Origin of the sequence: Streptomyces sp. NPDC006259 (assembly GCF_042870975.1) — a bacterium.
Taxonomy (GTDB): Bacteria; Actinomycetota; Actinomycetes; order Streptomycetales; family Streptomycetaceae; genus Streptomyces.
The window spans coordinates 577749-591032 of record NZ_JBIAHY010000001.1 but is presented as its reverse complement, the minus strand read 5'-3'; the positions used below and the strand labels follow the sequence as shown (position 1 = coordinate 591032).

Here is a 13284-nt window from a genome sequence, read left to right as displayed (position 1 = left end):
GGGCCTTGGGGGTACGCACATGTCCGTCGCCACACCCGCGCTGGTTGTTCCCGACCTGCTCCGGCTGCGCGCCGAGATCCATCCCGACCAGATCGTCGTGAACATCAACGGGGAACGGACACTCAGCTACGGCGAGTGGTACAAGAGGGCCAACTCCGTCGCGCGTGGCCTGCTCGACCGGGGCACCAGCCGCGGCGAGCGGATCGCCCTGCTGTTCGGCGGCCTCGACTGGATCGACTACGCGATCGCCTACCTCGGCATCGTCAACGCCGGTGCCACCGCGGTGCACATGCACAGGGACATCTCCGCCGCCGAGTTCGCCCGCCGGATCGCCCAGTGCCAGGTCACCGGCCTGGTCCGCGGCCATGACGTCGCGGTGCCCGAGGGCTTCGAGGGCTGGGCCGCCACCGTCGACGAGATCGACAGCGGCGACTCAACCCCGGTCAAGGTCGACTTGAGGCCCGACGACCTGGCCGACATCCTCTACACCTCCGGCACCACCGGAACGGCCAAGGCGATCGCCACCCCGCACGGCAACCTGACCTTCGGACGCGGCCCCGAGGGCTTCAAGCAGCTCGGCAAGCCGAAGCCGCTGCTCGCCCCGATCCCGCTCGGCACCACCTCCAGCGCCACCACCATGGCCATCGCGCTGACCAACCCGGCGACCCTGGTGCTCTGCCCGGTCAACGACGTCCACCGCATGGGCGAACTCATCGAGCAGTACCGGATCGTCTCGGTGATGTTCACCCCGTGGATCGGCATCCAGATGGTCGCCGGGAAGATCCACGAGACCCACGACCTGTCCTGCGTCGAGACACTGGCCACCGCTTCCGCCCCGCTTCCGCCGGCCACCGCCTCCGCGCTCAAGCGGATGATGCCCAACGCCCAGGTCACCTCGGTGTACGCGGCCCGCGAGGCGGTGCCCGCGGTGATCGCCACCACTTTCGACGTGGACCGGCCGTTCTGCGTCGGCCGCCCCGGCGAGGGCTCCGAACTGCTCGTTGCCGACGCCGACGGCAACCCCGTCGCCACCGGTGAGATCGGCGAGATCTGGCTGCGCTGCGGCGCGCCCAAGCGCCTCTTCCTGGAGGGCGCCGAGCGCGACGAGCAGCTCACCGACGACTGGACCCGCACCCGCGACCTCGGCTACCTGGACGCCGAGGGTGAACTCCACCTGTTCGACCGGGCGGCCGACGCCGTCACCGTCGACGGCAAGCTGGTCTCCACCATCCACACCGAGGCAGCGCTGTACGAGTGCCCCGGCGTCGAACAGGCCGCCGTGCTGGGCGTGCCGGTGGCCGGCACCGACCGGGTCGAACTGGCCGCCGTCCTGGTGCTCGCCGACGACGGCCTGCCCGCCGTCCGGGCGGCGCTCGCCGAGCGGCTCGAGCCGCACCAGATCCCGACCCGCTTCCAGCTCGTCGACGCCCTGCCCCGCGGCGTGATGGGGAAGGTGCTCAAGCACCAGCTGCGCGCACAGCTCACCAGTAGCTGACCATCAGTCACCCTGCGAACAGCGAAGGGAGAACTCATGCCCGCCAGGCCCCCCGCGGAGCCCGTCGTCGCTCGCGCCGACGCCGAGGCCGAACAGCTCTTCTACACGATCATGATGCAACCGGTGGAGGACCCCTACCCCCTCTACCGCCGGCTCCGCGACGCGGCGCCCGCGCTGCTCACCAGCGACGGCACCCTGGTGCTCAGCCGATTCGTCGACTGCAACGCGGCGCTGCGCAACCGCTCGCTCGGCAAGGGCGACGAGTGGCTGAAGCTCCAGCTCAAGGACGTCGCCAAGGACGACCTGCGCGGCGTCATGGAGCTGATGCAGCACAGCATGATCCTCACCAATCCGCCGCAGCACACCCGGCTACGACGGATCGTCAGCTCCGCCTTCACCGGCCGGCACGTCGAGGCGCTGCGCGACGGCGTCACCCGGCGCGTCGACGGCCTTCTCGACCGGCTGGCGGCGCGGCCCGGCGCCGACCTGATGACCGAACTGGCGATGCCGCTGCCGGTCAGCACCATCGGCGACCTGCTCGGCATACCGGAGGCCGACCGGGCCGACCTGGTCCCCGTCATCCACGAGTTGGGCCTGCTGATGGAGCCGGCCGCCGGCCCCGCGGAGATCAACCGCGGCGTCGCCGCCCAGGCGCACCTCGCCTCCTACCTCGGCGGCCTCATCGCCGAGAGGCGGCAGCGCCCGCAGGACGACCTGCTCAGCCGGCTCGCGAGCACCTCGGCCGACGCGCTGGACGAGACCGAAGTGATCGCCACCGCGCTGCTGCTGTTCGGTGCGGGCAACACGCCCACCGCCAACCTGATCGGCAACGGACTGGACGCCCTGTTCCGCTTCCCCGAGGCGCGGCGGCGCCTCACCGAGGACCCCCAACTGCTGTCCTCGGCGGTCGAGGAGATGCTGCGCTTCGACTCGCCGTCCCAGTTCGACGTGTTCACCGTGCTGGAGCCGCACGGCTTCGCGGGCGCCGAACTCAAGCCCGGGCAGGGCGTGATGATGATGCTCGGCGCCGCCAACCACGACCCGGAGCGTTTCGACGACCCGGACACCTTCGACGTCGCCCGCAAGGAGAACGGCCACCTCTCCTTCGCGGCCGGCATCCACCACTGCCTGGGCGCGCACGTGGCCCGCCTGCAGGCCGAGGTGGTGTTCGGCCGGATGCTGGCCCGCTTCCCGAAACTGGAGCCCGCGGGTCCGGCGGTGCGCCACCCGGGTCTCGGCAACCGGGGCTTCGACAGCCTCCCGGTCAACCTGCTGGGCTGACCCCGCTCCCGTCAGGACGCCATCGCGTGCAGGGCGCTGACGGACTTCCAGTTGCGGGTGGTGGCGGCGATGCCCAGCCGACGCTCGATGAACGTGTTGTTCAGCTTGGTCCGCCCGTAGCCGCCCGGCACGTGCAGGTGGATCTCGTCGCCGACCAGGGTGAACTCGGCGGTCTCCCCGGCGGGCGTCCGCAGGCCGGCCGCCTGCTCGGCGGTCGGCCTCTCGGCGAGGAAGGTGACGTGCAGCTTGGTCGGGTCGTCCTCGCGGTCCAGGTACGGGTTGGCGGCGACCGTGCGGGCCAGCGACTCGCCGGTGCGCAGCAGCACGCCGGCCGGTACGCCCAGTCCGTCGGAGAGCCGTTTCTCGATCCGCTCCCGCAGTTCGCCCGGCGCGGCACCCGCGGGATCGGCGAACACCACGTTCCCGCTCTGGAGGTACGTCTGGACCTCGTCGAAGCCCATCTCGCCGAACAGCTCGCGGAGATCCTTCATCGCGATCTTGGCGTGGCCCCCCACGTTGATGCCGCGCAGCAGTGCGACGTACTTCGTCATGCCGCCCACCGTCCCACACGCCCCATGGCATCGACAAGGAAGGACTCGGTGGGCGCCCTCGATCGCGAGGCGCCCCGGCCCGGACCGCTCGGGGGCCGGCGCCCGCCGGTCGTGCCGACCGGCGGGTCGCGCGTCCTGCCTGCGCAGCCGCCGCCGCTGCGCGCGTCCCGACCATGTCGCTCTCCCCGGCTGTCGACGAAACGCCCGCCCGGCATCGTCGTCCCCGGCCAGGTCGTGCTGCCGGCCACCGGATCCGCCGAAGTCGCCCCTGCTCGATGTGCGGCCGACGGCGAACGGTGGTGTGCGTCCCGCTCCTGCCGGGCCCGGTCGCGGCCCTTCCCCGCTCAGGACACCACCGCCTCCTGATACTGCCCCAGGTACCTGAACGCCCCGTCCGCGGCCCGGAACAGGAACATCGCGTCGTGGTTGTAGCCGTACGCCTGCTCGAACCTGACGGTTCTGGTGATGCCCGCGTACGTGATCTCCGGCATCCGGCGGGCGATCGCGCCCCGTTCCGTCAGCACCGAGCCGTCCTTGGCGCACGCCCCCGCCAGGAACATTACGGCGTCGTGGGCCTCCGCCGCGTACCAGCCGGGAGGGGTGCCGTAGCGGGCGCGGTAGGCCGTGGTGAAGGCGCGGGCGCCGGGGCGGGCCGTCGGGTCGGTGAAGGAGGTGGCGAAGACCCAGTCGGTCGAGGCGGCCCCGGCCGAGGTGAGGAACCGCGGGTCGAAGGCGCGTTCCGTCGCCATCCGGGTGCCGGTGAAGCGGGCGGCGTCCAGCGCCGACGCGAGTCCGGCGGTCCGGGCCGCGTCGCCGGTGAAGACCACCGCGTCCGCGCGGGCGGAGATCACCGCGTCGGCCAGCGACGCGTAGTCGATCCTCCCGGCGGCGACACCGGTCACCGTCGCCTCGCGGCCGCCCTGCCGCAGTGCGCGCTGGGCCCGGTCGCACAGGGTCCAGGCGAAGTGGCCCTGCGCCCGGTCCTCCACCAGGAACACCTTCCGGGCGTCGACGTGGTCGCTGAGGTAGCGGACGCAGGGCGCGGCGAGGAGTTCGTCCACGACGCTCAGCGCGGCATGGCAGTGGAAGAGGTTCGTACCGATCGTCCTGCTCCGGGTGTCGACACCCACCGAGACGGACACGACGGGCATCACCGCCCTGGTGTACGTGACCTCGGACGCGAGGAAGCAGGCGTCGGTGGTGGGTCCGAGCACGGCGAGGACGTCGGCGTCCCTCGTCAGCCGGGTGGCGAGCCGAGCGGCCCGCTTCGCGTCGCCACCATCGTCGTACGCCCGCAGTCTCAGCCGGAAGGGGTGTTCGCTCCCGGCGTCGATCTGCTCGACGGCCAGTCGGGCGGCCTTGAGCTGGGCGTTCCCGGTCTCCTTCCGGGCGCCGGTCAGATCGCCGTGGAAGGCCATGACCAGCTCGGGGCGCGGACGGCCGGTCCCGGACGGCGGGGCCGTTCCCGACGTCGGCCGCGTGGTCCACCACCAGGCCCCGCCACCGCCCGCCGCCAGCGCGCCGGCGGCCGAGCCGAGGAGCAGGAGGCCGCGGCGGCCGACGGCGCGGGGCCGGGCGGCGGTGACGGTCGTCAGCGTCCCGGCCTCCGGTGACACGGTGCCCGCCGACGCGGCGGTGGGCACCTGGGTCGGCTCGATCGGCCCGATGGCGAGCAGGGCGGCGGAACGGTCGTTGATCAGCCGGATGACCGGCGCGGGCAGCCAGTCCGATCGCTCGGCGGAGTGGGCCTCGGGTTCTCCTGCGAGGGCCTCGCGGAGCCGCGCGAGGGTGGGGCGTCCGGGCGGATCCTTGCGCAGGCAGGATCTCAGCACAGGGGCCAGACGGTCCGGGATCGCCGTCGGATCCGGTTCGTCGTAGACCGTGCGCAGCAGCATGCCTGCCGCGGCCCCGCCGCCGAACGGCCGTACCCCGGTCGCGGCGAAGGCGAGCACGCACCCCAGCGAGAACACATCACTGGGCGGGCCGATCTCGCCGCCCCGCGCCCGTGCCTGCTCCGGCGACAGGAAGCCGGGCGAGCCGACGATCACGCCGCTGGCGGTGAGCGCGGTGGCCTCCGGCGCGCGGGCGATCCCGAAGTCGATGAGCCGTGGCCCGTCCGGGGCCAGCAGGACGTTCCCCGGCTTCACGTCACGGTGCACGAGTCCGGCCGCGTGCACCGCCTCCAGCGCATCGGCGAGTCGCACCCCCAGCACGCGCACCGAGGCGAGCGACAACGGCCCGAAAGCGTCCACCGTCTCCGCGAGCGAGGGTCCCGGCACGTACGAGGTCACCAGCCACGGTGTCTCCGCGTCGGCGTCCGCGTCGAGCAACGGGACCACCCAGCGGCTGTCCACCCGTCGGGCGGCCTCGATCTCACGGCGGAAACGGGCCCGGAAGCCCGGCTCGTCGGCGTACGAGGAGCGGACCGTCTTCACCGCGGCGATCGCTCCGCCCGGCGAGCGGGCCAGGAAGACCACGCCCATGCCGCCGGCGCCCAACCGTCGCAGCAGACGGTAGCGGCCGACCCGGGACGGGTCGCCGGTCCGCAGCGGTTCCATCAGGCGGTGAGCGGCGCGGGACCGGCATACACGAAGTCCCCCTGTTCGACCTTCCAGAGATAGCCGCCGTTGCCGTCGATGACGAGCTGACCGGTCTTCTGGAAGGCGAACGGCTTCGTGATGCCCTCGTACGTCCCCGCCCGCACGGCTGCGAGCAGGTTCTCCCGGGTGCGCTTCTTCGACGGCAGCCCCGACAGGGCGTCGAGCAGCATCCCGGCCACGTCGTAGGCCTCCGCCGCGTACCGGGGCGGCGCCTCCTCGAAGCGCTCGCGGTAGGCGGCGGCGAACGTCCTCGCCTCGGGCTTGCGGGTCGCGTCGATGACCGGGGCCACCAACACCCAGCCCTCGGCCGCCTCCTGGGCCCGCGTCAGGAACTCGCCGTCGAGCAGCGCCGGGCCGGACACCCGCGCACCCGGGAAGGCGCGTTCCCGCAGCGTCGCGGCGATCAACGCCCCCCGGTCGGGCAGACCGGCGAAGAACACGGAGTCGGCGCCGGCGGAGAGCACCGCGTCCACCGCGCTGCCGAAGTCGCGGCGCATCGCGCCGACCACTTCGGGCACCGACGGTTGCCGCACGTTGCCGAGGGCGTTGCTGAGGGACGTGCCGAGGTCCGTGCCGTAGTTTCCGGCCGGGCGGTCGACCACGATGCCGACCTTGCGCGAACGGGCGCTGCCGCGCAGGTAGTTGCCGGCGTAGATGGACAACACCGGGTCCGGCAGCCGTGCGTTCAGGAACGAGCGGAAACCCTGGATGGAGAGGATGGTCGAGCCCGGGGACAGGCCGATGACCGGCAGCAGTCCGGCGTCGTACTTCGACAGCGCTGTCTGCGCCGTGGCGTCGGTGGTCGGGCCGATCACGGCGAGGACCGCCGGGTCGTCGGTCAGCTCCGCGGCGAGCCGGGCCGAGGCCGCCGGATCGCCACCGTCGTCCACGGCCCTCACCTTCACGGTGAACGGAGCGTCGGCGTGCGCGTTGAACTCCGCGACGGCCAGCCGCAGTCCGCGCTCCTGGGCCCTGCCCGTGTCCCGCTGGGGGCCGCTGAGGTCACCGTGCAGCGCGACGGTGTGCACCGGGCGGCGCGAGGAGGCGCCGGCGGCGGGGCTGTCGCCGCCCGTGTCACCGTCCCGGGTGACCGCCCACCAGGCTCCGCCCCCGCCCGCCGCCAGCGCCACGGCCCCACCGGCGAGCAGCAGGAAACGACGCCGGCCGGCCCGGCCGGCGTCCTGCGGCTCCGGCTACGCGTGCGTGTCGCGTGCGGCCGGGTCGAGATCGGCCGGGTCGGGATCGGCCGGGTCGGGATCGGCCGGGGTGTCGGCCGGCGCCGACGTGGGCTCGATGTCCGGGAGGGCGAGTGCGGCGGCCGAGCGCTCGGCGATCAGGCGGGTGACCGGTTCGGGCAGCCAGTCGGCCGCCCCGCCGTCCCGCGGAGCGTCGCCGGCCGCCAGTTCCCGCACCAGTTCCCCGGCGTCCGGCCGCCTGGCCGGATCCTTCTCCAGGCAGCGGGCCAGCACCCCGAGCAGGCCCGCGGGTACCCCGTCGAGGTCCGCCGGATCGTGCACGGCCCGGTACAGCAGGGCGGCGGCCGCCCCGCTGCCGAACGGCGCCCGGCCGGTCGCCGCGAACACCAGGACACACCCGAGGGAGAACACGTCGCTCGCCGGGCCGACGCCGTCCCCGCCGAGTCCCTCCGCCTGCTCGGGCGACAGATAGCCGGGTGTGCCGACCACCATTCCGGTCGCCGTGAGCGTCCCGTCCTGCGGGGCCCGGGCGATACCGAAGTCGATGAGCCGCGGCCCGTCATGGGCGATCAGCACATTGCCCGGCTTCAGATCCCGGTGGACCAGCCCCGCCCGGTGCATCTCGGCCAGCGCCTCGGCCAGCCGGATGCCGAGCAGCCGCAGCCCGCGCTCCGCCAGAGGCCCGCAGGCGGCCACCGCCTCGCCCAGCGACGGCCCGGGCACGAACGCCGTCGCCAGCCACGGCGCCTCGGCGTCCGCGTCGGCGTCCACCAGTGGCACCGTCCAGGGGCTGTCGACCCGGCGGGCCACCTCGACCTCGCGGCGGAACCGCTCCTTGAAGCCCGGCTCCTCGGCGTACTCGGCGAGCAGCACCTTCAGCGCCACCAGCGCGCCGCCGGGTGTGCGCGCCAGGTACACCACGCCCATGCCACCGGCGCCGAGCCGCCCGAGCAGGCGGTGGTCCGCGATGCGCGCGGGATCGGACGGACGCAGCGGCTCCATCAGGCTCTCCCTCCCAGTTCGACCTCGACTCGGTCGAGCATCGCGGCGTTGGCGTTCGAGGCGTACTGGATCAACTCGTCGTTCTTATAGCCCTTGGCGCCCCGCACCGACACCGCCAGGGCCACCGTGCCGAGCCGGGTGACGTACGAGTAGTACGTCTGCTTGCCGTCCCCGTCGACATACGAACCGAGTTCCACGACCTGGTCGTCGGCGTAGGTGTTGTTGCCCTGGCCGTACGGGGTGGCGTTCGACATCAGTCCGGATATCCACTCGTCGCTACGGACCTGCTGCTCCCGGCAGCGCAACGGCTCCTCCAGCGTGGTGGCCAACTGCTCGTCCGCGTCGAGCACGGTGGCGTGCACGGTGACCGCCGCGGTCACCCTGATCCCGCCCTTGCCCGCGGTGCCGGGAAGCTCGCCGTAGCGGGACAGTGAGGCCAGGACGCTCCCGGGGAGCGTCCGCCGCTCCCACCGGCACTGTTCGTCGAGCACGGCGACGGTGCCAGGGGTGCTGGCGGCCGGCTGCCGGGCCCGGAAGCCGGCGCCCCACGCCTCCGGCTCCAGCGCGACCGCCTCCGCCAGCGCCTCGGCCCGTCGTCTCGTGCGGGGCACCTGAGCGGGGTCCGCCTCGAACGGCGTCGACGACGTGGTGTCGTCCGTCGAGGAGGACGCGGACGCGGAAGCCGAGGCGGCACCGGAAGCGGTCGCGGCCCGGGAGGATGTCGAGGGGTTCGGCCGGGCCGCCCCGCCGTCGGCCCCGGACACGCAGCCGCCGAGTACGAGGATCGCCCCGGCTGTCGCCGCCCCGACCCGCCACGGCCGAGCCGCCTTGTGCCCCACGCCGTTGCCGGCCATCGCCGCCCCCTCCGCCTGCCCCCGCCTCGCGTGCGGCGATCGTACAGAGGGACCCGTGGTGGGGGCGGGCGGTTCCGTGAACAACAGGGGACGCGGAGTCAGCGCACGTCGGCCCCGCCTCCGCCGGCACCCACCGACGACCGTTCCGCCACCCGCGCCAGGTGTTCCCCGAACACCGCCTCCGCCTCCGGCGTCAGCGTCCGCAGCGCCACCAGTGCCGTGATGGCCACGTCGCACAACTCGGACCGGACGTCCTCCCAGGAGTGGGAGACGCCCTTGCGGGGGTTGTGGCCGGTCGCGCCGATCACCGCCTGGGCGACCTCGCCGACCTCCTCCGACAGCTTCAGCATCCGCAGGAGCAGGCCCTCCCGACCGGCGGCCGGCTCGGCGGCGTCGAGCCAGGCCCGCAGCGCGTCGACGGTGCCCCACAGGTCGACCCCGGCGGAGGGGCAGGCGGGAGGGGGGACGGAGGCGGGCGGGTGCTGCGGACTCGGGTCGTGCGGACGGCTGTCACTCATGGGCGCAGCCTGCCCAGGACGGGCACCGCGCGAACAGCCGCCCTTCGGCGCGAGGCGGCCTTTCGGTCCTGCCTGCTCCGGCGGAGGCGGCCTTTCGGTCCTGCCTGCCCCGGCCGAGGCGGGCCCTTCAGACCTGCCTTCCACGGCGCGAGGCGGGCTTTTCAGTCCTGCTTCCCCCGGCGGAGGCGGCCCTTCACGCCTGCCTCCAGCGACAGAAGCGGTCCCTCACTCCTCGAACAACGCCTCCTGCTCGTCCTCCTCGCGCCGCCGCAGCCGCTTGGTGCGCAGGCCGACGATGACCGCCGTCGCCGCCGCCGTCACGCCCAGGGCGGCCGGGACCATCCAGTTCCGGTCGACGGTGTGGCCGAGGGCGTGGTCCAGGGAGAGGCGGCCCGGGCCGGTGACGGCGAGGCCCGCGGCGGTGAGGCCGAGGCTCGCCGCGTGCTCGTAGCCGCCGCTCATCGCGAAGAACCCGTTGGGCACGTGTACCGCGGAGGCGCCCGCCATCGCGCCGGCCGCCGCGGCCCCCGCCGCCGGGGTGGCCAGACCCAGCGCGAGCAACGCGCCGCCGCCGGCCTCCGCCAGGCCCGCCGCCGTGGCGCTCGCCTTGCCCGGCGCGTACCCGACGGACTCCATGAACTGGCCGGTCCCTTCCAGCCCGTGGCCGCCGAACCAGCCGAACAGCTTCTGCGCGCCGTGCGCCATCAGCACCCCTCCGGTTCCCAGCCGGAGCAGCAGCAGGCCCAGATCACGTCGGTCGTAACAGGTCACGGTGGACTCCCGGAGAGATGAGCGGACAAGCGGGCGGGCACCACAGGAACAACCCCTTCCGCGTGTCCACCGTCGCACCCCTCACACCTCACCGCCCCGCCCCGGAGGCCGTTCGGGTGGCGGGGCGGCGGGCGCGGTGTGAGGCTGACGCGCATGACGATCCAGACCGGAAAACTCACCGACCCGGCCGTCCGGGCCTTCGTCTGCGCGGTCAACGCCCATGACCGGGAGGCCTTCCTGAAGCTCCTCACCCCGGACGCGACCATGGCCGACGACGGCTCCGCGCGCGATCTCACCGAGTGGATCGACCGGGAGATCTTCTCCTCCCACGGTCATCTGGAGGTCGACAACGAGTCGGACGGCGGCCGGTCCCTCCTCGCCCGCTACAGCAACGACGCCTGGGGTGAGATGCGCACCAGGTGGAGCTTCGTCGTCGAGGACGACGGCCGGATCTCCCGCTTCGAGACCGGTCAGGCGTAACAGGGCGGAGCGGCGAGAAGGCCGGCCGGCCTCACCGAGCCGCCTGCCTCAGGCGCGCGGCCGGCCTCACCGAGCCGCCTGCCTCAGGCGCGCGGCCGGCCTCATCGGGCCGCCGGCCTGCCCGAGACCGGATCTTTATCCGGGCCCGTGTGCCGTACGGCAGCCGTTCCGCGGTCCGGCGCGCACCTCGCGGGTCTTCACACGAGGTCCACCCCCTTTCGACCGGCTCCGATGGGTCGCAATGCTCAAGTCCACTGGTGCGGGTCGACGGTTCAGCCACGTCCCACGTACGGCATCGCCGTCGCCAGCACCGTCGCGAACTGCACGTTCGCCTCCAACGGCAGCTCCGCCATGTGCCGCACGGTGCGCGCCACGTCCGCCACGCTCATCACCGGCTCCGGCGCGATCTCGCCGTTGGCCTGCAAGGCGCCCGTCTCCATCCGCGAGGTCATGTCGGTCGCCGCGTTGCCGATGTCGATCTGCCCGACCGCGATGCCGTACGCCCGCCCGTCCAGCGACAGCGACTTGGTCAGGCCGGTCAGGGCGTGCTTGGTGGCGGTGTAGGCGACCGAGTGCGGACGCGGCGCGTGCGCGGAGATCGACCCGTTGTTGATGATCCGTCCGCCCCGCGGGGCCTGCTCCTTCATCTGCCGGTACGCCGCCTGCGCGCACAGGAACGCCCCGTTGAGGTTGGTGTCCACCACGTGCCGCCAGGCGTCGTAGGGGAGTTCCTCCACCGGGACCCCGCCCGGCCCGAACGTGCCCGCGTTGTTGAACAGCAGGTCGAGGCGGCCGAACCGGTCGCGCACGGCGGCGAACAGGCCCGCCACCTCGTCGGGGCGTGAGACGTCCGTCCGTACGACGAGACGCGCGGCGTCCGGCACCAGCGCGGCCGTCTCCTCGAGGGTCTCGGTGCGACGACCGGCCAGGGCCACCGACCAGCCCGCGCGCAGCAGTTCCACGGCGACCGCCCGGCCGATGCCGGAACCGGCTCCGGTCACCACCGCGATCCTCGACCCAGACCCCGACACCGAAGCCCCCCTCGACTCCGACTCCGACTCCGACCCCGTCCCGGACACCGACACCGACTCCGGCTCCGGCTCCGACTCTCGGGCGGCTCGCTTGGCGTTGTTGGCGTTCATGGCCCCGCAGCGTACGGGAGCGGGTCCCGGCGGACCGCGCACAGCCCACCACGCACACCGCCGCACGGACCGCCATGCCGACCGCCGCCCAGCGTCAAGCCGACCGCCGCGCAGCCCTCACACCCACCGCCGCGCAGCCTCCACACCGACCGTCATCCGGAATCGGCGCGGCTATGTGACCGTCGCCCTCGGCCGCGACCTCGCCCGCGCCGACTTCAAGACCGTCCCCTACGTCACCCGTCACCCGGCCGGGCGCTCCGGTCTCCACCGCCGCGTCCTTCGTCACCGAGGTCGGCGACCAGGGGCTCAAGCCCGCCTGAGTCAGGAGGCGGGTGGCGGCCAGGCGTCGCCCCAGTCGGCGTCCCGCGCCGCCTTGTACAGGTCACCGTGGCGCTTCGTCACCGTCGTCCGCGCCAGCCGCTCCTCGGCCTCGCACAGGTCGAGGAGCACCTGGCCCTTGCGGATCTGCGGCCGCCGCACCACGCGGGAGGGGGCCGGGTCGACGGGGAAGCGGGCGGCGGCCACATAGGCGAACTTCTCGTCCTCGTACGACAGCGAGCCGCCCTTGACCTGCCGGTGCAGGGACGAACGGCTCACCCGCGCCGAGAAGTGGCACCAGTCCTCACCGGGCACCATCGGGCAGGCGGCGCTGTGCGGGCAGGGTGCGGCGACGCCGAAGCCGGCCGCGATGAGCCGGGTCCGGGCCTCGATGATCCTTCCGTAGCCGTCCGGGGTGCCCGGCTCGACGATCACCACCGCCTGCGCGGCGGCGGCGGCCGTGTCCACGAGGGCGGCTCGGTCGGGGGCAGACAGCTCGTTGAGCACGTACGACACGGTGACCAGGTCGGTGGGGTCCAGGGTGAGGGCCGAGCCGATCCGGGCACGCTGCCAGCGGGCCTGCTCCAGGGCCGGGTGGGACGCCGCGAGTTCGCGGCCGACGGCCAGGGCGGGCTCCGCCCAGTCCAGCACCGTCACCGGGCGCCGCCCCGGCCAGGTGGCGCCGACCGCCCAGGTCGCCGCGCCCGTGCCGCCGCCCACGTCGACATGGCTGCCGGGCGTCCAGTCCGGCACGGCGTCCGCGAACGCCTCCAGCGCCGAGCGGACCGCCTCGAAGGTGGCCGGCATGCGGTACGCGGCGTACGCGGCGACGTCCGCGCGGTCGCGGAGGATCGGGGCGTCGGTCGGGGTCGCCCCGCGGTAGTTGGCGATGAGCCGCTCCACGGCCTGACCGGCCTGCCGGGCCGGAAGCCCGTCGAGCAACGTATGGAGGGCTTCCGCCGGGGATACGGGGTCGTTCACCCACGAATTCTAAACGCGCCCCCACCGCGGCGGGGCCCTGGTGTCCCAGCCCGTCCGACGATCGAGGACGAGGCCGGCCGGGCGGAAGCGGGGGC

The 13284-nt window shown here is 73.7% G+C and carries 12 protein-coding genes; 3 read left to right on the top strand and 9 right to left on the bottom strand.

The annotated features are described in order from the left end of the window. The first annotated feature begins 19 nt into the window (after positions 1–19). Both ACFYO5_RS02575 and ACFYO5_RS02570 read left to right on the top strand, forming a co-directional pair. Entirely contained in the window at positions 20–1495 is a 1476-nt protein-coding gene (locus tag ACFYO5_RS02575; RefSeq protein WP_388703318.1) for a class I adenylate-forming enzyme family protein, read from the top strand. 36 nt (positions 1496–1531) lie between these two features. After that, positions 1532–2776: a cytochrome P450 gene (locus ACFYO5_RS02570; RefSeq protein ID WP_388703316.1), complete on the top strand. Its 1245-nt coding sequence runs from the start codon at positions 1532–1534 to the stop codon at positions 2774–2776. Between the two features lie 11 nt (positions 2777–2787). Here the strand turns inward: ACFYO5_RS02570 and ACFYO5_RS02565 are convergent, their stop codons facing one another. The 7 genes from ACFYO5_RS02565 to ACFYO5_RS02535 form a co-directional block, all read right to left on the bottom strand. Next, on the bottom strand, positions 2788–3327 hold the full coding sequence (locus tag ACFYO5_RS02565; protein WP_388703313.1) for a DUF1697 domain-containing protein: 540 nt from the start codon (positions 3325–3327) through the stop codon (positions 2788–2790). A 344-nt stretch (positions 3328–3671) separates the two neighbouring features. Next, positions 3672–5885 carry a bifunctional serine/threonine-protein kinase/ABC transporter substrate-binding protein gene (locus ACFYO5_RS02560; protein WP_388703310.1) on the bottom strand — a complete coding sequence of 738 codons (2214 nt, stop codon included), beginning with the start codon at positions 5883–5885 and terminating at the stop codon, positions 3672–3674. After that, positions 5885–7057 (bottom strand): branched-chain amino acid ABC transporter substrate-binding protein, encoded by a 1173-nt coding sequence (locus ACFYO5_RS02555; RefSeq protein ID WP_388703307.1) that lies wholly within the window; start codon positions 7055–7057, stop codon positions 5885–5887. Before ACFYO5_RS02555 ends, ACFYO5_RS02560 begins: the two co-directional genes overlap by 1 nt. A 63-nt stretch (positions 7058–7120) precedes the next feature. Beyond that, positions 7121–8125 carry a serine/threonine-protein kinase gene (locus ACFYO5_RS02550; RefSeq protein ID WP_388703304.1) on the bottom strand — a complete coding sequence of 335 codons (1005 nt, stop codon included), beginning with the start codon at positions 8123–8125 and terminating at the stop codon, positions 7121–7123. Further along, positions 8125–8979, bottom strand: coding sequence for a hypothetical protein (locus tag ACFYO5_RS02545; RefSeq protein ID WP_388703301.1), 855 nt, complete (start codon positions 8977–8979; stop codon positions 8125–8127). Before ACFYO5_RS02545 ends, ACFYO5_RS02550 begins: the two co-directional genes overlap by 1 nt. Before the next feature lie 98 nt (positions 8980–9077). Beyond that, complete coding sequence (locus tag ACFYO5_RS02540; RefSeq protein ID WP_388703299.1) at positions 9078–9497, bottom strand: MazG-like family protein; 420 nt, start codon at positions 9495–9497, stop codon at positions 9078–9080. A gap of 225 nt (positions 9498–9722) precedes the next feature. Then, positions 9723–10268: a DoxX family protein gene (locus ACFYO5_RS02535; protein WP_388703296.1), complete on the bottom strand. Its 546-nt coding sequence runs from the start codon at positions 10266–10268 to the stop codon at positions 9723–9725. Positions 10269–10421: 153 nt separating this feature from the next. Between ACFYO5_RS02535 and ACFYO5_RS02530 the strand changes: the two genes are divergently transcribed. After that, positions 10422–10748 (top strand): nuclear transport factor 2 family protein, encoded by a 327-nt coding sequence (locus ACFYO5_RS02530; RefSeq protein ID WP_388703293.1) that lies wholly within the window; start codon positions 10422–10424, stop codon positions 10746–10748. 272 nt (positions 10749–11020) lie between these two features. Here ACFYO5_RS02530 and ACFYO5_RS02525 read toward each other — a convergent pair whose 3' ends face one another. Together ACFYO5_RS02525 and ACFYO5_RS02520 are read right to left on the bottom strand one after the other, a co-directional pair. After that, positions 11021–11749, bottom strand: a complete 729-nt coding sequence (locus tag ACFYO5_RS02525) for an SDR family oxidoreductase (protein WP_388703290.1) — start codon at positions 11747–11749, stop codon at positions 11021–11023. Positions 11750–12211: 462 nt separating this feature from the next. Beyond that, positions 12212–13189, bottom strand: coding sequence for a small ribosomal subunit Rsm22 family protein (locus ACFYO5_RS02520; protein ID WP_388703288.1), 978 nt, complete (start codon positions 13187–13189; stop codon positions 12212–12214). Positions 13190–13284: the final 95 nt, after the last annotated feature.